Raw genomic sequence first — 18,711 nt, forward strand, 5'->3', positions numbered from 1 at the left:
GTCAGTGAGGCTGGCCGCTGTGATGACGCGCACGAGACAGCTGCACCGCCAGTACATGCATGACCGCGCCCAACCCAACCCACAGGGCCGTGGTTTCCAGGAACGGCAGATACCAGTCGCCGAGATTCTCGGCCCATTCGCTGAAGTTGCGCGTTGCCGTCGGCACGCTGGCGCTGAGCCAGAAGAAGCTGCCGTTCGAAATGAGGTAGCACACGGTCACGCTGACCAGCAGGGCCAGCACGGCCATGCCCAGCGTGGACAGGCTCAGGCCACGCTGATACTTGGCCAGCAAGCTGCCGCCCAGCCACAGGCTGAAATATGAGGGAATCAGGAACCAGTACGCCACCGACACGCAGTAATGGCTCCAGAAATCCAGCCCCTGGTTGGTGATCACCACATAGTCGACCAGCACCGCCTCGACCATCAGCAGCGGGAATGCCCAGCGCGCCGAACCACGCAGCCAGAAGCCGGCCAGGAAGAACACGCCCCACGAGGCGTCAGGCAGTGCATCAAAATGATGCAGGAACGAATGGTGGATGCGGGTGGCCGCCATCACCAGGGCAAGTACGAGCAAAATGCCCAGGCGTTGGGTGAGCGTCTTGGCCATGCGGAACTCCGTGGGATCGCCAGATAGAGGCAGGTTTATACAGGCCGCTAGTCTAGCCCACCGGCTGCCCTATGGCCGCAGTCATACGGCCGGTATCAAATACGGCGTGTTTCATTTCAGCGGGTATCATCGCAGCATGAATCTACCTGCGCCTTCCTCTTATTCAGGCCGAAACAGTGTGCTGATCGTCGGCGGTGGCCTGGTTGGCGCCAGCCTGGCGATTGCACTGGACGCGGCGGGCATTGCCGCCACCCTGGTTGAGGCCACTGCACCTCGCGCCGACGCGCAGCCCAGCTATGACGAACGCAACCTCGCCCTGGCGCGGGCCACGGTCAATGGCCTCGATGCGATCGGCGTGTGGAAGCATGCTTCGATCCACGCCACTCCGATCAAACATATCCACGTCAGCCGAACCGGCGAATTCGGCAGCGCGCGCATCGACGCGGACCGCCACGGTGTTGATGCACTGGGCTGGACTCTGCCGGCCCGTGAGCTCGGCAGCGCGCTGCTGCGTCGGCTGGACGAATGTACCCGATTGACCCGGCTCGCACCGGCCAGCCTGGTGGCGCTTGAGCCGCAGGCCGATGGCTGGCTTGCCGAAATCAAGACGCCCGAAGGCACGCGAAGCGTCGGTACGTCACTGCTCGTCGGCGCCGACGGCACGGATTCCTTCGTGCGTACCCAGCTTGGCATCGAGGCCGAGCAGCACGATTACGAGCAGACGCTATTTGTCTGCACCATTACGCCGGAGCGTGAGCATCGTAACCGCGCCTACGAGCGATTTGCCGACGATGGCCCGGTGGCGCTACTGCCGCTAAACGAGCGCCGCTGCGGGCTGGTTCTTACAGTACCCGCCGAGGAGGCCGATGCCATCGCCGCGCTCGACGATGCCGGCTTTGTCGAATTCGCCCAGCGACGCTTTGGCTGGCGACTGGGTCGATTCAGCCGGCCTGGCAAACGCCATCCGTATGCGATTCGCGCCGTTACCGCGAAATCTTTGACCGCGCCACGTGCTGTGCTGGTGGGCAATGCGGCGCAGACGGTGCATCCGATCGGTGCGCAGGGATTCAATCTTGGGTTGCGCGATGCACTGACGCTGGCCGAGCTGGTGGCGGCGTCTTCCCATTCGGGCATGGCCGATCCGGGCGCGCCCGATGTGCTGGCCAATTACGCGTCGCGTCGCGCGCCAGATCGCGAGGGCACCATCGCCATGAGTCACGGCCTGGTGCGTCTGGCCTGCCTGCCGCAGCCGCTGCTGGCGCCATTGCGTTCGCTGGCCCTGCTGGTTTTTGACCGTGTGCCGCCGCTGTGCAATGCGATGGCCAGACGCGGCATGGGCTTTCGCGGCGAACCGCCGCTCGCCGTGCTGGAGCCACTGCCATGAATTCATCCGCACAGGATATTCCGTCGCGCCGTCGTCCGCCGGCACTCGACGTGGCGGTGGTTGGCGGCGGCATGGTCGGCGCAGCCGCTGCGCTGGCGCTGGCCCGTGCTGGTTTTGCTACAGCCTTGGTGGAGGCCCGTGTTCCGCAGCCGTGGCAAGTGCAGGACGAAGTTGATCTGCGAGTTGTCGGTCTCGCGCCGTCCTCAATAAAGTTGTTGGATGATCTGGACGTCTGGACGTCCATCCGCGAAGCACGCTCCAGCCCCTATGCGCGCATGCACGTATGGGATGCCGAAAGCGGTGCGTCGATCTCCTTCGATTCGGCCAGCGAAGGTCGCCAGCAACTGGGCTATATCGTCGAAAACAATCTGGTGCAATGGACGTTGTGGCAGGCGCTTGAGGCTGCTGGCGGCCGCTCCAGCGCATCCTACGCTCGCGGCACTGGCACATCCATGTGCGGCGTACAACGCTTGTGTCCCGCGCAGGTGCAGGCGTTCGAAGCGCGCGAAGATCGCATCCAGCTTGAACTCGGCGACGGCCAATCGCTGATCGCGAGTCTGCTGGTGGCGGCCGATGGCGCGGCCTCACCACTGCGAACGTTGGCCGGTATTGTCACGCGCGGTCACGACTATGCTCAGAGCGCCGTCGTCGCGCATCTGCAGACCGAGCGGCTGCATCAAGGCACGGCATGGCAGCGTTTTCTCACTACCGGCCCGTTGGCTTTGCTGCCGCTGGCCGATGGCCGCAGCTCGCTGGTCTGGTCATTGCCCGAAAACGAAGCACAACGTGTGCTGGCGCTGGACGATCATGCCTTCATGGACGAACTGGGCGTGGCCAGCGACTTCCGCCTGGGACGGATCGCCGCAACCACGCCGCGGGCGGCGTTTCCGCTGAAGCTGCAACTGGCCGACCGTTATCAAGCCGACCGTTTTGTGCTGTTGGGTGACGCTGCGCACGCCGTGCATCCGCTGGCAGGACAGGGCGTCAACCTCGGTCTACGCGATGTCGCCGAGCTGTGCGATACGCTGGTCGCCGCGCGCACGGCTGGCCGTGATATTGGTGCCGAACATGTGCTGCGTCGTTACGCACGTCGTCGGCGCAGCGCCGATACGCTGGATGCACTCGGCTTTGACGCGTTGGCGCGTATCTACGCTTGGGAGTCTTCGCCACTGGTGGTTGCACGCGCTATAGGCGTACGACTGCTGGATCGTCTGTATCCGCTCAAGCGGCGTATTGCTGATCACGCGGCAGGTATTTGATCGGCGCGGCTCACCCGTTCGCTTTTTTCAGTTTCTTCAACCAACGTACGAGGATTCTGCCATGCGATTCGTCCGATTTTGCTGTGCGCTTGTTCTTTGTACCGTCGCCATGGCGACGCAGGCCAGGATGGTCAACAAACCGGTGGAGTGGACGCAGGATGGCACCCGCTTCCACAGCGTGCTGGTGTATGACGATGCGGTCAAAACCAAGCGTCCCGGACTGGTGATGGTGCCGAACTGGTACGGCATAAACGATATGGCCGTGCAGAAGGCTGAGATGATTGCCGGCAAGGATTACGTGATTCTGCTGACCGACATGTACGGCGCCAATGTTCGCCCGACGCAGGGTAATGCCGATCAGGCCATGGCCGCCGTGAAACCTCTCTATGGAGACCGTACGTTGATGCGCAAGCGCATCAACGAAGCCCTGTCGCAGCTGAAGGCGCAGGCGAGCAGTGCGCCGATTGATCTGGACAACCTGGCTGCTATTGGTTTCTGTTTCGGTGGCTCGGCGGTGCTCGATCTGGCGCGCAGCGGTGCTGATGTCAAAGCGGTTGTGTCATTCCATGGTGGTCTTGCGACCGACAACCCTGCGCTGGGCAAAAACATCAAGGCACGCGTGCTGGCGATGAACGGCGCAGACGACAAAAGCACGATGCCGGATGCCGACAAGTTCATGGATGAGATGCGCGGCAGCCCGGCGGACTGGCAGTTCGTGGTGATCGGTCACGCCGTGCATTGCTTCACTGAAAAAGGCGAGAACTCACCCGGCTGTCGCTACGACGAAAAAGTGGCCCAACGCAGCTATCGCCTGATGCACGATTGGCTGCACGAGTCTTTTGCGAACAAGCCCTGATCGCAGCGCTCTGATCGGGTCATGTCCTGTTCGGATTACGCTTTTCTCGGCGTGTGAACGCGTCCCGCTCATCCCATCGGCCAATGCGTCGATTTTCGGAATCATTGATGAAAGCCAGCAAAGGCGTGGTACGGGTGCAAGATCGCGCAGCGGTGCTACGCGCGCTACAGAACGCCAAGATGGCAGCGTCTGCCCACGCGTATGTGCGCGGTGCCACCGTGCGATTCTACGAATGGCTGGAAGCGAACCATAGCTGGTCGATTCCGAAGGGTCCGGCCATCTGGATCTGCGGCGACTGCCATCTTGGCAATCTCGGCCCTATCGCTGATACGGAAGGCCACGTGCAGGTGCAGATCCGCGATCTGGATCAGACCGTGATCGGCAATCCTGCGCATGATCTGATCCGCCTCGGCCTGTCGCTGGCCACCGCCGCCCGTGGCTCGGATCTGCCGGGCATCACCACGGTGCGGATGATCGAGACGCTGATGGAAGGTTACGAATCCGCCTTCCCCGAGAACGACGAGCCGCATCCGGAAAAACCGAAGGCGGTAAAGCTGGTGATGAAGAAGGCGATGAAGCGCACCTGGAAACAGCTGGCGCGGGAGCGCATCGTCGATACCGATCCGGTCATTCCGCTGGGCAAGCGCTTCTGGCCGCTGGCGCGAGAAGAGCGCAAGGCGATCGAATCGCTGTTCAGCGCGCCTGCGCTGGCCGAGCTGGTCACGCAGATCAACAGTCGCGCCGATACGCAGCGTATCAAGGTCGTCGACGCGGCTTACTGGCGTAAGGGTTGCAGTTCGCTGGGCCGGCTGCGCTATGCCGTGCTGCTGGATGTCGATGGCGGCAACGTCAATGGCGAGGATCTTTGCCTGATCGACATCAAGGAAGCGAGCAAGGCTGCCGCACCGCATGCGACCGGCGCAATGATGCCGCGCGATCAGGCGCGACGGGTGGTGGAAGGTGCACGGCATCTTTCGCCGGCCCTGGGCGACCGCATGCGCAGCGCCACGCTGCTCGACAAGCCGGTGATCATTCGCGAACTGCTGCCGCAGGATCTGAAGTTGGAGATCGAGCAGTTGGATCGAGAGGAGGCGATCAAGGTCGCGCGATTCCTGGCCAGCGTCGTCGGCCACGCGCACTGTCGGCAGATGGATGCAAAGACACGAGGCGCGTGGCGCAAGGAGCTGCAGCGCAACCGCTCGAAGACGCTCGATGCGCCGTCGTGGCTATGGTCGAGCGTGGTAGACCTGGTCGCCGAGCACGAGCGCGGTTACCTGGAGCATTGCCGGAAGTACGTGCTGCTGGATCAGGGGTGACCGAAAGAGAAAAGAGCAGGGCGCGCGGACAAAGACAGCGGCAAAGAGCAGCGGCTAAGCTGGATGCGCCCAGTTCCCCGCTTTAGTGTGTCCGTTCGACCGCATACGCAGCCAGCGTCAGCAATGCGTCGCGATGGATTGAATCCGGCAGCGCGTCCAGCGCGGCGCAGGCGGCATCCGAATGAAACACCGCTCGCTGATGCGTGCGCTCAAGCGCGCCAGAGTCGCGTATGGCCGCAATGATGCGATCCAGTGAATCCAGGCCGCCGTGTTCGATGGCGTGACGCAGTGATTGCGCCTGTTCCGGACTCGATTTTTCGAGCGCGTAGATCACCGGTAGTGTCGGCTTGCCTTCGGCCAGATCATCGCCGATGTTCTTGCCCAGTGTGTCGGCGTCTGACACGTAGTCCAGCAGGTCATCGGCAATCTGAAACGCATAGCCCAGCTGCATACCGTACTCACGCAAGGCCGCGATCTGGCTTTCCGGCAGGCCGCCGAGAATGCCGCCCAATTCCGTAGCGGCGGCAAACAGTACGGCGGTCTTGCGCTCGATCACAGCCAGGTAAGACGCCTCGCTGACATCTGCATTACCGATGTTCAGCAGCTGCAACACTTCACCCTCGGCGATGGTGTTGGTGGTGTCGGCTAGGATGCGCATGATGCGCATGTCGTCCAGTTCCACCATCAACTGGAACGAGCGCGAATAGAGAAAGTCGCCGACCAGCACGCTGGCCGCATTGCCCCACAGCGCGTTGGCCGTCTTGCGACCGCGGCGAAGGTCGGATTCGTCGACCACGTCGTCGTGCAGCAGGGTCGAGGTGTGGATGAACTCGATGATGGCCGCCAGCTTGGCATGTTGGTCGCCGCGGTAGCCGGCTGCGCCGGCGGCCAGCACATGTAGCATCGGGCGCAGCCGTTTGCCGCCACTGGCGATGATGTGATCGGCGATCTGGTTGATCAGCACCACATCGGACGATAGCCGCTGGCGGATCAACGCGTCGACGCGCTGCATATCTGAGGCTGCCAGATCGCGCACCTGGGTGAAATCGGCGGGGCGGCTGGCGTCGGCTGGCATCGAGTTCATGAAGGCTTCAAATCGGCGTGATCGGCGATTATAGGGGCGAGAGCTCATTTACGCCGTGACATGAGGTCGCGAGCATATGTCGTGCCCCGCGCCGCAGGGTTTTGCGAAGAAATTTACGCGTTGTTTACGCGTGGGAGCCGAATCGCTACCCCTTTGTTATGCGGCAATTCCTACAGTGCGCACCTTACTTTACCGAGTCTGCGCCGATGGATTTCGTCTATCTCCTGCTTTTGATTGTGCTTTGCGCGGCCACGCTGGGTCTCCTGCTGATCTGCGATCGCCTCAGCCCGCGCAAATAGCTTGATCGCCGGTCAACTCCGGACTGAATCCGCCGTTTCGCCGCATCCGAGGCGGCTTTCTCCAGCAACGTTATTGAGTCTTATCTCATGAATGTCCTTTATGTCCTCGCCGGGCTGATCGCTGTGGCGCTGACCGGCTACCTCTGCGTGGCACTTCTCAAGCCGGAGTGGTTCGAATGACCACGAATGACTTTGTCCAGATCGGATTTTTCCTGGTCATCCTGTTGCTGCTGGTCAAGCCGCTCGGCGGATACATGGCCAACGTGTTCTCCGATATGCCCAATCGCGTCACGCGCTTTGGTGGCGGTGTTGAGCGCTTGATCTATCGACTGTGCGGCATCCGCCAGGACGAGGACATGGGCTGGAAGCGCTATGCGCTGGCGCTGCTGATCTTCAACATCCTCGGCCTGCTGGTGGTTTACGCGCTGCAGCGTCTGCAGCAGTGGCTGCCGCTCAACCCGCAGCACTTTTCGGCGGTGACGCCAGATTCCGCGCTCAACACCGCGATCAGTTTTGCCAGCAATACCAACTGGCAGGGCTACGGCGGCGAGTCGACGATGAGCTACCTCACCCAGATGCTGGGTCTGGCGGTGCAGAACTTCCTGTCGGCCGCGACCGGTATCGCGGTGCTCATTGCGATCATTCGTGGCTTCAGTCGTCGCAGTGCGCAGGGCCTGGGCAACTTCTGGGTCGACATGACGCGCAGCACGCTGTACGTGCTGATGCCGCTGTCGCTGCTGCTGACCATGCTGCTGGTATCGCAGGGCGTGGTGCAGAACTTCAAGTCGTATGTGGACGTGCCGGTCGTGCAAACCACGACGGTAAGCGAGCCGGTACTGGACGCCTCGGGCGCCGCGGTCAAGGACAAGGCCGGCAATCCGGTGATGAAGCCGACCGACGTTTCCACGCAGACCCTGCCGATGGGGCCGGCGGCTTCGCAGATTGCGATCAAGCAGCTGGGTACCAACGGCGGCGGCTTTTTCAACGTCAACTCGGCGCACCCCTACGAGAACCCCACTCCGTTCAGCAATTTCCTGGAGCTGCTGTCGATTTTGCTGATTCCCGCGGCGCTCTGCTACACGTTTGGTGAGCTGGTGAAAGACAAGCGGCAGGGCTGGGCGCTGCTGGCGGTGATGCTGGTGATCTTCGTACCGCTATTGATCGCCTGTACCTCGGCCGAGCAAGCGGGTAACCCCGCGTTCAACGCGTTGCATGTCGACCAGACCGCGTCCGCGCTGCAGGCCGGCGGCAATATGGAAGGCAAGGAGACGCGTTTCGGCATCGTCAACTCCACGCTATGGGCGACGGCAACCACGGCAGCGTCGAACGGCTCGGTCAATGCAATGCATGACTCGTTCACTCCGCTCGGTGGCCTGATCCCGATGTGGCTGATGCAACTGGGCGAAGTGATCTTCGGCGGCGTCGGTTGTGGTCTCTACGGCATGCTGGCTTTCGCGGTGGTGGCGGTATTTATTGCCGGACTGATGGTGGGTCGTACGCCGGAGTATCTCGGCAAGAAGATCGAAGCCTATGAAATGAAGATGGCCAGCCTCGCGGTGCTGCTGCCGTGTGCCTTGGTGGTAATCGGTACGGCGATTGCGGTGACGGTGCCGGCCGGGTTTGCTGGTGTGGCCAATCCGGGCGCGCACGGCTTCAGCGAAATACTCTACGCGCTGAGTTCGGCGTCCAACAACAACGGCAGCGCTTTCGGTGGCCTCACCGTCAACACGCCGTTCTGGAATGTGCTGCTGGGTATCTGCATGTTCCTCGCCCGCTTCCCTCTAATCATCGCGATGCTGGCGATGGGCGGTGCGCTGGCAGCCAAGCGTCACGTACCGAACTCGGCCGGCACACTGCCGACGCATACGCCGCTGTTCGTCACGCTGCTGGCCTGCGTGGTGATCGTGATCGGCGCACTGACCTTTCTGCCGGCGCTGGCCCTGGGGCCGATCGCCGAATACCTGATGTCTGTCCACTGACGCATGCGTCATTAAATCCTGACATTGATTCATTCTGGACACTGAATATGACTTCGCACACTGAAACGATGGGTAACCCACCTGTCGGCAATTTCAACCGCACGCTGGTCGTTGCCGCGCTCGGCGATTCCTTCCGCAAGCTGTCGCCGCGGCTGCAGTTCCGCAATCCGGTGATGTTCGTGGTGTTCGTCTGCAGCGTGCTGACCACGTTGCTCTGGGTGCAGGCGCTGGCCGGCCACGGTGAAGCGCCGACGGCCTTCATCTTCTGGGTCAGCCTGTGGCTGTGGTTCACCCTGCTGTTCGCCAACTTTGCCGAAGCGCTGGCCGAAGGTCGCGGCAAGGCCCAGGCCGATGCCTTGCGCAGCTCGCGCAAGGATGTGATCGCCAAGAAGCTTGCCAGCGCCGATCGCAACGCGGAGATCGTCTTCACACCGTCGAACGAGCTGCGTACCGGCCATCACGTATTGGTCGAAGCGGGTGAGGCGATTCCCGGCGACGGTGAAGTGGTCATTGGCGCAGCCAGCGTCGACGAGAGCGCGATCACTGGCGAGTCCGCGCCGGTGATCCGCGAATCCGGCGGTGATCGCAGCGCGGTCACCGGCGGCACCAAGGTGCTGTCCGACTGGGTGGTGGTGCGCATCACCAGCAACCCGGGCGAAAGCTTTCTCGATCGCATGATCGCGATGGTGGAGGGCTCCAAGCGCCGCAAGACGCCGAACGAAATCGCGCTGACGATTTTGCTGGCCAAGTTCACGCTGATCTTTTTACTGGCCTGCGCCACGCTGCTACCGTATTCGCTCTACAGCGTCAAAGCAGCCGGGCTCGGCCATCCGATCACGCTGACTGTGCTGATTGCACTGCTGGTCTGCCTGATTCCCACCACGATCGGCGCGTTGCTGTCGGCGATCGGCATCGCCGGCATGGATCGGATGATCCGTGCCAACGTGATCGCCACCTCAGGCCGTGCGGTGGAAGCTGCCGGCGACGTCGATGTGTTGTTGCTGGACAAGACCGGCACCATCACGCTGGGCAACCGCCAGGCCGTGCAGTTCCATCCGGCGCCGGGCATTGCCGACCACATCGTTGCCGAGGCGGCGCAGCTGGCTTCGCTGGCCGACGAAACGCCGGAAGGCCGCAGTGTGATCGTGCTGGCCAGAGAGAAGCATGGCCTGAGCGAGCCCGATCTGGCCGAAGGCGAAGCGCAGTTTGTGCCGTTCACTGCGCAAACCCGCATGAGCGGTGTCGACATCGGTTCGCGGCAGATCCGCAAGGGTGCACTCGATGCCGTGGAAAAGCATCTGGAAGCACAGAGCAGCCACCTGCCGCCCTTGGTCAAGCGCATGGCCGAGGACATCGCCCGTCGCGGTGCCACGCCGCTGATCGTCACTGAAGGCGCACGTGCGCTCGGCGTGATCGAGCTGAAGGACATCGTCAAGATCGGTATCAAGGAGCGTTTCGCCGAGATGCGCAAGATGGGCATCAAGACCATCATGATCACCGGCGACAACCCGCTCACTGCGGCGGCCATTGCGGCCGAGGCTGGCGTCGATGATTTTCTCGCCGAAGCCACGCCGGAAGCGAAGCTGAAACTGATTCGCGACATGCAGGCGGAGAACCGTCTGGTCGCGATGTGCGGCGATGGCACTAACGATGCTCCCGCGCTGGCCCAGGCTGACGTGGCGGTGGCGATGAATACCGGTACGCAAGCGGCCAAGGAAGCCGGCAACATGGTCGACCTGGATTCCAACCCGACCAAGTTGATCGAGGTGGTCGCCATCGGCAAGCAGATGCTGATCACCCGCGGCGCGCTGACCACGTTCTCGATCTCCAACGATATCGCCAAGTACTTCGCGATCATTCCAGCCGCGTTTGCCACCACCTATCCAGCGCTGAATGCGCTCAACGTGATGCACCTGGCCACGCCGCAGAGCGCCATTCTGTCGGCGGTGATCTTCAACGCGCTGATCATCATCTTCTTGATTCCGCTGGCGCTGAAGGGTGTGAAGTACCGCGCGCTGGGCGCCGGTGCGCTGCTGCGTCGCAATCTGCTGGTGTACGGCCTGGGTGGCATCGTAGTGCCTTTCATCGGCATCAAGATCATCGACATGTTGCTCGTTGTGTTCGGGATGGCCTGATTGAAACCGGCCTGATTACGTCTCTGCCTTCGTGCCGATGTTGACCGGCATGCAGGCCTACTTCTCTGGAGTCTGTGATATGCAAACCCTGAAGCTTTCCGTCTCGCTGCCCGATGCCACTCATCCCGATATGGAGCTGCGCCTGTCGGCCAATGATTCGGACTGCGAAGTCGTCATCGCGCTGCCCACGGGTACACGCGTCGATCTGGTCAAACCCACGGTCGTCAGCGTCAACCCGCTCAGCGCGGTCAACGACGAATACGAGCTTGGCGGTTACGCCGGTATCTGACATCACAAAAACATTTCTTCCGCTACTTCTTTCACCACCAGTCTGGTCCGGCACGGGCCACAGTTGCAGGGGCTTTTACTTTTATGCAGTACAAAAAATTACTTTCCAGCGCGATTCTCGTTGCGATGATGCCAGTTGGTCAGGCGATGGCTACGGTCGACGCCTCGTCAGGCGCAGCGCTCACTCCGGATTCGCAGTCGGCTATGTCCGCTCCGGCGACGGCCAAGGTATCCAGCAGCGATTGCTCGGTCGGCTTTTTGAGCCGTTTTGCGGCCGCCTATCGCGAGGACGCGGAGCCGGCCGATCCGAATGCGCCCGCCACGCCGCGTCGCGCCATGCCGGCACCGCTCGACTCACCGCCTTTCCCCAACTCCGAATGGCAGCTGGGTGGGGTCGACGCGCCGATCGGTGTGCCGGATACGAACTCGCAGTACCCGCTGGAAAAAGCGCTGTCCTGCACCGCCGTCGGCCAGTGGATGAAAAACAACCGCATCGAGGTATTTGGCTGGATCAACCCGTCGGCCAACGCCAGTACCTCCAACACGAGCAATTATCCGCTGTCGTACGCCACGCGGCCGAACCGCCTGGAATTCAATCAGTGGGTGCTGAATATCGAGCGTGTGCCCGACACGGTACAGACCGATCATGTCGACTGGGGCTTCGACATCTCCAACCTGTACGGCTACGACTACCACTTCACCACGATGAAGGGCGTTTTCAGCAATCAGCTGTTGAACAATCCGGCCGGCGCCAACGAGCCGCTGTCCGGCAAGATCTACGGCGACGATCCGATGCTCTTCTACTACGACCTGTATATCCCTTCGGTCGCACAGGGCATGGAGATACGTTTCGGTCGCTGGCTGTCGCTGCCGGACATCGAGGCGCAGTTTTCGCCGCAGAACTATCTCGTCACGCACTCGATTCTCTACACCGTCGATCCGTACACCCAGATGGGTGTGATGACGACGACCAAGCTCAACAACCAGTGGACGGTGCAGCTTGGCATCAACGGCAGCAACGACACGGCGATCTGGAATTCCGCCGCGCGGCCGTCGCTTCAGGCCTGTGTGCGCTGGGTTTCCAAAAGCAACGACGACATGCTTTATCCATGCGTCAACAACTTCAACGAGTCCGACTACAACTATAACAACGTGCAGATGTACGTGATGACCTGGGGTCATCGCTTCAGCCAAAGCTTCCACATGCTCACGGAGTCGTACTACATGTACGGGCGCAACGTGCCCGGCTTTGGTCCGGGCGAGACGCCGGGAATCACAGGATCGTCGCCGCTGCCGGGCAAGGCCGCCGAATACGGCATCGTCAATTATCTGAACTTCGAACTGAGCCCCAGCAACATGCTGTCGTTCCGCAACGAGTTCTACAACGACCAGAAGGGTCAGCGCACCGGTTTCGCCACCCGCTATACCAGCCACACGGTGGGCATTACCCATTGGGTGTCACAGGACCTGGAGATCCGTCCGGAGCTTCGCTACGAGCACTCCTACGATCTTCCGGCCTATGACGAAGGCAAAAAGAGCAGCCAGACCGTGGCGTTGCTCGACGCCATCCTCCACTACTGAGAAACATCATGGGCAAATTACTGCGTCAATCCATCATGATGCTGCTGTTGATGACGGTCATCACCGGTGTCGCGTATCCACTGCTCGCTACCGGGCTGGCTCAGGTGATTTTTCCTGGGCAGGCCAACGGCAGTCTGATCGTCAAGGACGGCAAGCCGATCGGTTCCACGCTGATCGGTCAGTCGTTCACCGACGCTAGGTACTTCTGGGGTCGTCCGTCGGCCACGACGCCGAATCCGAACAATGCGGCGTCGTCATCCGGTTCCAATACAGGTCCGACCAATCCGGCGCTGGTCGATGCGGTCAAGCAGCGTATCGATGCGCTGCATGTGGTCGATCCTACGAACAATGCGCCGGTGCCGGTCGATCTGGTTACGGCTTCGGCCAGTGGCCTGGATCCGGAAATCTCGCCTGCGGCGGCGCAATATCAGGTGGAGCGCGTGGCGCAGGCACGCAAGCTGAGTGCGTCGCAGGTGCAGGCTCTGGTCAGTGAATACACCAGTGGCCGCACGCTGGGCATCCTCGGCGAACCTCGCGTCAACGTGCTCAAGCTCAACTTGGCACTGGATGCGCCGCAACACGGAAGCTGATGCTATTGGGCGATGGGATTAGTGTGACAAGCACTTGGGGAGGTTGCAGAGCGGAAGCCTGATTCTCGGCTTCCGCTCTGCCGTTTTGTGTTGTGGTCACGAGTTCTATAGCCTTCGTTTTATGACGCACGCACTGGCATGCTTGATAGCGCAGACCACCGCCTGGCTGTGCGGACACCTCGATGTTTTACGGGACGCCCTTGACCGGAGTTGCGCCGCATGACCGAATCTTCCCGTGAAGCCCGTGCCGATGCGCTGCTCAACACCGCGCATGAAGAGCACAACCGCCGGCTGAAGATTTTTCTCGGTGCCGCACCGGGCGTGGGTAAAACTTACGCGATGCTTTCCGCCGCGCGCGAGTTGAAGCGGCAAGGTGTTGACGTCGTGGTCGGCCTGGTTGAAACGCACGGCCGCGCTGAAACCGCTGCGCTGTTGGAAGGCATGGAAGTGCTGCCGCGTCGGCCGGTACGCTACGAGTCGTTCAACGGCGGCGATCGCGAATTCAACGAATTCGATCTCGATGCTGCGCTCGCGCGCAAGCCAACCGTGCTCTTGGTCGATGAGTTGGCCCATCGCAATCTGCCGGGCGGCCGCCATGAGCGGCGCTGGCAGGATATCGCCGAATTGCTCGATGCCGGCATCGAGGTCTACACCGCGCTCAACGTGCAGCATCTGGAAAGCCTCAATGACCAGGTGCAACGCATCACCGGCATCACCGTGCGCGAGACCGTGCCTGATGCGTTTCTCGATCACGCGCGCGACATCGTGCTGATCGATCTGCCGCCGCGCGAGCTGATCGCACGGTTGAAGCAGGGCAAGGTCTACGTGCCGGAAACCGCGGCCGCGGCGCTCAATGCGTTCTTTTCGCCGACCAATCTGGCCGCGTTGCGCGAGCTGGCGGTAGGCACCATCGCCGATCACGTCGACAGCGATCTGCGCGAACATATGTTGGCGCGCGGCAGCGCCATGACGGTACGCCGGCGCGTGCTGGCCGCGATCGATGGTCACGCGCAAAGCGATTACCTGGTGCGCGTGGCACGGCGCATTGCCGAGCGTCGCGGTGCGCCGTGGAGCGTTGCGTACGTCGATACTGGCGCTCGGCTCGATCCCGTGCGTCGTGAGCAGCGCGATGCGGCCATGCGGCTGGCACGCCGGCTCGGCGGCGAAACCATCATTCTGCGCGGCCACTCGATTGCCGACGAATTGCTGGCGCACGCCGATCGCGAAGGCGTTGGCCAGATCATCCTGGGACGCACGCGCGAGCGGTTGATCGCGCGCATGCTGGGTCGCTCGCTGACACAGATGCTGCTGCGTCGTGGCGCCCACATGGAGTTGACCATCATCGCCACGCCGGCCGAGCGGGCCAAGGCGCGCCGACGGCTGCGGTTGCCACGTGATCGCGGCAGCCGCAGCGAATACGTCTACGCCACGCTGGCCACGTTGGTGGCTTTCGGGCTGGCCTTCATTGCCGACCGTTATCTTTCCGTCGCCAATCTGTCGTTGATCTTCCTCACTGCCGTGCTGGTAGTGGCCGTTCGAACGCGCATGACCGTAGCCGTCTATACGGCCATTTTATGTTTTATCGGCTACAACTTTTTCTTTGCACCGCCGCGTTACACGCTGGAAATTGCCAATTTCGACGACGTGCTAGCAGTTACGCTGTTCCTGGTCGCGGCCCTTGTCTGTAGCCGACTGGCCACGCGGCTCGCTAGTCAGGTGGAATCGCTACGGGCATCACACGCGCAGACCCGTGCGCTGCTGACGCTGGGTCAGCAGCTGAGTACCAGCACCGACGCTGACGGCATTCGTACTGCCGGCAGCAGGGCGCTAGCGCGCGCGTTGCACTGCGACGCGTCGATGTTGGCACGTGACGCCGATCAGGTGCTTCAGGTGGTCGCCAGTGAGCCGACTGATCGCGTATTTACTGCGCAGGACTTGGCCGCCGCCGACTGGAGCGATCGCCACGGAGAGCAGGCAGGCCGCTTCACTGACACCTTGAACGCTGCGCCGTGCTGGATCCTGCCGCTGGGCAGCGATACCCGTCCGCTGGGCGCCATTGGATTGCGTTTTGATCCGGCAGAGGGCGAGCCCGATGCCGACCGGCGCAGCTTGGCGCTGGCGATGGCGCAGGATATCGGTCAGGCGCTGGAGCGCGCGCGTTTGTCCGACGAACTGGAGGGCGCGCGTGTGCAGGGCGAAACCGAGCGCCTGCGCAACGCGTTGCTGTCTTCCGTTTCGCACGATCTGCGTTCGCCGCTTGCTTCGATGATTGGCGCCGCAGGCACGCTGATCAGCTATGAGGCCAAGCTGCCGCCGGAGGAGCGCCGCGAGCTGCTCGAGTCGATTCTAGGCGAAGGCCAGCGGCTGGATCGCTATATCCAGAACCTGCTCGACATGACCCGGCTCGGCCACGGTACGCTCAAGCTCAGCCGCGACTGGACCGATAGCAGCGAGATCATCGCGGCGGCTGTCACGCGACTACGTAAATTATTTCCCGATCTTCGCGTGGAGACGGTGGCGCCACAAGAGCCGATTCTCCTCTACGTGCATCCGGCGCTGATCGAGCAAGCGCTATTCAACATTCTGGAAAACGCCGCGCGCTTCTCGCCGGCCGACGAGGCCGTGCGCGTTACCGTACAAAGCAAGGAAGAACGTCTGTTGATCGATGTCAGCGATCGCGGCCCCGGCATTCCCGAAGCCGAGCGCGCGCAAATCTTCGACATGTTCTATTCCGTCTCGCGCGGGGATCGCGCGCCGCAAGGCACCGGCCTCGGCCTGGCCATCTGTCGTGGCATGATCGGCGCGCACGGCGGCAGCGTGGAGGCCTTGCCAGGCGACGGCATCGGTACCACCATCCGCATCAGCCTGCCCTTGCCAGCGCCACCCGGCTCTGATCCGTGATCATGTGACCGTAATGAGTGATGCATGATGCCGGTTTCGGGCTGCACCATCCTGACCTTCAACACGATGAAACCTTCATGACCTCGGCTTCCCCACGCATTCTGGTGATCGACGACGAGGCGCAGATTCGGCGTTTCCTCGACATTGGCCTGCGCGCGGAAGGCTATGAAGTGTTTCTGGCCGCCAACGCGGCAGACGGCCTGGCGCTCGCAGTGACGCAATCGCCCGATCTGGTCATTCTCGACATCGGCCTGCCCGATCGCGAAGGCCATGACGTGCTGGCCGAGCTGCGCCAGTGGACACAGGTGCCGGTGATGATGCTGACCGTGCGCGATGCCGAAAGCGAAAAAGTGCGTGCTCTCGATGGTGGCGCCAACGACTACGTCACCAAGCCCTTCGGTATCCAGGAGCTGATGGCCCGATTGCGCGTGCTACTGCGCAGCCGCCCCGGTGAGCCGGCGACCCAGCAGCGCTACGACGATGGTCATCTGGTCATCGATCTGGCCAGGCGCGAAGTGCATCTCGAAGGCACCCTGCTGTCGCTCACCCGCAAGGAATACGCCGTGCTCGCCATGCTGCTGCACCACGCCGGCCGTGTCGTCACCCAGCAACAGGTGCTACGTGAACTCTGGGGCCCCACTCACGTGCAGGACACCCACTACCTGCGCATCGTGCTCGGCAAACTCCGCCAAAAACTCGGCGACGATGCAACCACACCGCGCTGGCTGAAAACCGAGCCCGGCGTGGGTTATCGGTTTCTTGGCGTGGGCTGAGTGGACTGTCTGTTTCCAAAGCGGACAGTCCAAGTGCTTATTAGCAAACAGTCAATGCCAGACGTGATAGACGCGACCAGTCTGTGGTCCGTCAATGCTTCGGCGATATGCGAGTGCTACTTTTGCTGCAGGCACGCTCTCGTATCCTGGAAAGAAGGGGCCGTAGACGCCTGCGGACTCATTCACGTAGGTCGGGCTGATCGCGTTGATACGAATCCCGCGCGGTAGATCGATGGCTGCTGACCGGACAAAACCCTCTACGGCGGCGTTTACTGTGGTGGCATTGGTGCCGTGCCGGATTGGCTCGTCAGCTACGATGCCACTGGTGAGGGTGATGGAACCACCGTCGCTTAGATAGTGCTGGCCAATCAGCGCCACGCGAATCTGGCCGAGCAATTTATCCTGCAAGCCAATATTGAATTGCTCCGCGGTCGTCTCCTCGATCGGGCCGAAATGCAGGTTGCCCGTCGTGGTGACAATGGCATCGACTCGGCCCAGGTTCTTGAAAAATTCGCTGACACTGGTTGAGTCGGTGATATCCAGCTTCAAGCCCGTGCTTCGCTTACCTCCGATGATGACTTCATGGCGAGCGCTCAGCTCACGTGTCACCGCCGTTCCAATAATTCCGGAACCTCCTATCACCACGACTTTCATATTTCCGCTCCTGTTTGGGAGGTGGAATTGTTGTATAACCCATTGGTTTGTAAAACGTTACATTTGTTCGACCACAACTAACCAATAGTTATTAATATGGACAAACTGCGTTGTATGGAGGCATTCGTGGCTGTCGTTGAGGGCGGCAATTTTCGTGCGGCCGCCGAGAAGCTCGACGTATCGTCCGTGATGGTCGGTAAGCATATTCGGCAGATGGAAGAGTTCCTGGGAACTCGACTGCTACATCGAACGACACGCCAACAAAGCTTGACGGAGGCGGGTGCGGCCTTTTACGAAAGCGCTCAAGCGGTACTGAATCAGGTGCAGAGCGCAGAGCGCTCCATCGAAAGCATGCAGGTAGCGCCAAAGGGAATGCTGCGGATCAGCGCACCAATGACCTTGGGCACCTGCTCGATCGCGCCAATTCTCTCCGCTTATCTCGAAAGGTATCCGCTAGTGCAAGTGGAGCTCGTGTTGAGCAATGTGCGGGTTGATCTTGTTGCTGAAGGATTCGACATAGCGATCCGTATTGGTTCGCTGGAGGATTCGGAGTTCGTTGCGCGTCCGATTGCTCCCTATCGAATGAACATTTGTGCGGCCCCAAGTTATCTTGCAAAGAGAGGCACGCCTGAAACGCCCGCGGATCTTGTTCACCATGACTGTCTCGGCCACCTAGTCTGGAGAGGACGCAACGTCTGGCAGCTGGGCGACGGGCGAGAGTACGCATGGCCAGCCGACTCGCGTCTGGCCTGCAATGATGGCCACGCTTTGCGCGCCGCAGCGGTGGAAGGCGCAGGTGTGATACTCCAGCCGGAAGTGCTGCTGAAATCGGATGTTGATTCCGGGCGACTTGTGCCTATTCTGCAGTCGTTCTTGCCGACATCACGCCCGGTTAATCTGATCTATCTCCCCGACCCAAGGCCACGCCATAAATTGGCGAGCATGGTCGATTTCTTGCTCCATGAACTGGGTGCGGGTCAAGCATAGAAGGGACGGCATCGATCT

The 18,711-nt window shown here is 61.5% G+C and carries 16 protein-coding genes; 13 read left to right on the forward strand and 3 right to left on the reverse strand.

Going from position 1 to position 18,711, the window contains the following annotated elements:
• Position 1: 1 nt before the first annotated feature.
• Entirely contained in the window at positions 2-607 is a 606-nt protein-coding gene (locus HDE79_RS04265) for a hypothetical protein (protein WP_184600649.1), read from the reverse strand.
• Between the two features lie 136 nt (positions 608-743).
• On the opposite strand from HDE79_RS04265, the gene ubiH reads away from it, so the two are divergent.
• From ubiH to HDE79_RS04285, 4 genes are all read left to right on the forward strand, one after another.
• Positions 744-1,991 (forward strand): 2-octaprenyl-6-methoxyphenyl hydroxylase, encoded by a 1,248-nt coding sequence (gene ubiH / locus HDE79_RS04270; RefSeq protein ID WP_184600650.1) that lies wholly within the window; start codon positions 744-746, stop codon positions 1,989-1,991.
• Positions 1,988-3,250 (forward strand): UbiH/UbiF/VisC/COQ6 family ubiquinone biosynthesis hydroxylase, encoded by a 1,263-nt coding sequence (locus HDE79_RS04275; RefSeq protein WP_184600651.1) that lies wholly within the window; start codon positions 1,988-1,990, stop codon positions 3,248-3,250. Before ubiH ends, HDE79_RS04275 begins: the two co-directional genes overlap by 4 nt.
• Positions 3,251-3,311: 61 nt before the next feature.
• Entirely contained in the window at positions 3,312-4,106 is a 795-nt protein-coding gene (locus HDE79_RS04280; RefSeq protein ID WP_184600652.1) for a dienelactone hydrolase family protein, read from the forward strand.
• A 107-nt stretch (positions 4,107-4,213) separates the two neighbouring features.
• Positions 4,214-5,422 (forward strand): DUF2252 family protein, encoded by a 1,209-nt coding sequence (locus tag HDE79_RS04285; protein WP_184600653.1) that lies wholly within the window; start codon positions 4,214-4,216, stop codon positions 5,420-5,422.
• Positions 5,423-5,504: 82 nt separating this feature from the next.
• Here the strand turns inward: HDE79_RS04285 and HDE79_RS04290 are convergent, their stop codons facing one another.
• Positions 5,505-6,506: a polyprenyl synthetase family protein gene (locus tag HDE79_RS04290; protein ID WP_184600654.1), complete on the reverse strand. Its 1,002-nt coding sequence runs from the start codon at positions 6,504-6,506 to the stop codon at positions 5,505-5,507.
• 386 nt (positions 6,507-6,892) lie between these two features.
• On the opposite strand from HDE79_RS04290, the gene kdpF reads away from it, so the two are divergent.
• The 8 genes from kdpF to HDE79_RS04330 all read left to right on the forward strand — a co-directional run bounded on the left by kdpF (position 6,893) and on the right by HDE79_RS04330 (position 17,052).
• Complete coding sequence (kdpF, locus tag HDE79_RS04295; protein WP_179477788.1) at positions 6,893-6,985, forward strand: K(+)-transporting ATPase subunit F; 93 nt, start codon at positions 6,893-6,895, stop codon at positions 6,983-6,985.
• Complete coding sequence (gene kdpA, locus HDE79_RS04300; protein WP_184600655.1) at positions 6,982-8,784, forward strand: potassium-transporting ATPase subunit KdpA; 1,803 nt, start codon at positions 6,982-6,984, stop codon at positions 8,782-8,784. The genes kdpF and kdpA overlap by 4 nt, the downstream gene beginning before the upstream one ends.
• A 47-nt stretch (positions 8,785-8,831) precedes the next feature.
• Positions 8,832-10,919: a potassium-transporting ATPase subunit KdpB gene (gene kdpB, locus HDE79_RS04305; protein WP_184600656.1), complete on the forward strand. Its 2,088-nt coding sequence runs from the start codon at positions 8,832-8,834 to the stop codon at positions 10,917-10,919.
• Between the two features lie 79 nt (positions 10,920-10,998).
• Positions 10,999-11,208 (forward strand): hypothetical protein, encoded by a 210-nt coding sequence (locus tag HDE79_RS04310; RefSeq protein WP_184600657.1) that lies wholly within the window; start codon positions 10,999-11,001, stop codon positions 11,206-11,208.
• A gap of 83 nt (positions 11,209-11,291) precedes the next feature.
• The gene (locus tag HDE79_RS04315; RefSeq protein WP_184600658.1) at positions 11,292-12,788 is read left to right on the forward strand and encodes an outer membrane beta-barrel protein; all 1,497 of its coding nucleotides are present in this window, start codon (positions 11,292-11,294) and stop codon (positions 12,786-12,788) included.
• 8 nt (positions 12,789-12,796) lie between these two features.
• On the forward strand, positions 12,797-13,378 hold the full coding sequence (kdpC, locus tag HDE79_RS04320; RefSeq protein WP_221440000.1) for a potassium-transporting ATPase subunit KdpC: 582 nt from the start codon (positions 12,797-12,799) through the stop codon (positions 13,376-13,378).
• 219 nt (positions 13,379-13,597) lie between these two features.
• On the forward strand, positions 13,598-16,279 hold the full coding sequence (locus HDE79_RS04325) for a sensor histidine kinase KdpD (protein WP_184600659.1): 2,682 nt from the start codon (positions 13,598-13,600) through the stop codon (positions 16,277-16,279).
• Positions 16,280-16,356: 77 nt separating this feature from the next.
• The gene (locus tag HDE79_RS04330) at positions 16,357-17,052 is read left to right on the forward strand and encodes a response regulator (protein WP_184600660.1); all 696 of its coding nucleotides are present in this window, start codon (positions 16,357-16,359) and stop codon (positions 17,050-17,052) included.
• Positions 17,053-17,103: 51 nt separating this feature from the next.
• On the opposite strand, the gene HDE79_RS04335 is transcribed toward HDE79_RS04330, so the two are convergent.
• Positions 17,104-17,706: a short chain dehydrogenase gene (locus HDE79_RS04335; protein WP_184600661.1), complete on the reverse strand. Its 603-nt coding sequence runs from the start codon at positions 17,704-17,706 to the stop codon at positions 17,104-17,106.
• A gap of 96 nt (positions 17,707-17,802) precedes the next feature.
• Here HDE79_RS04335 and HDE79_RS04340 point away from each other — a divergent pair, with 96 nt between their 5' ends.
• Entirely contained in the window at positions 17,803-18,693 is an 891-nt protein-coding gene (locus HDE79_RS04340; protein ID WP_184600662.1) for a LysR family transcriptional regulator, read from the forward strand.
• Positions 18,694-18,711: the final 18 nt, after the last annotated feature.

The sequence above is a fragment of the Rhodanobacter sp. MP1X3 genome, assembly GCF_014207165.1.
In the GTDB taxonomy this organism is placed as follows: domain Bacteria; phylum Pseudomonadota; class Gammaproteobacteria; order Xanthomonadales; family Rhodanobacteraceae; genus Rhodanobacter.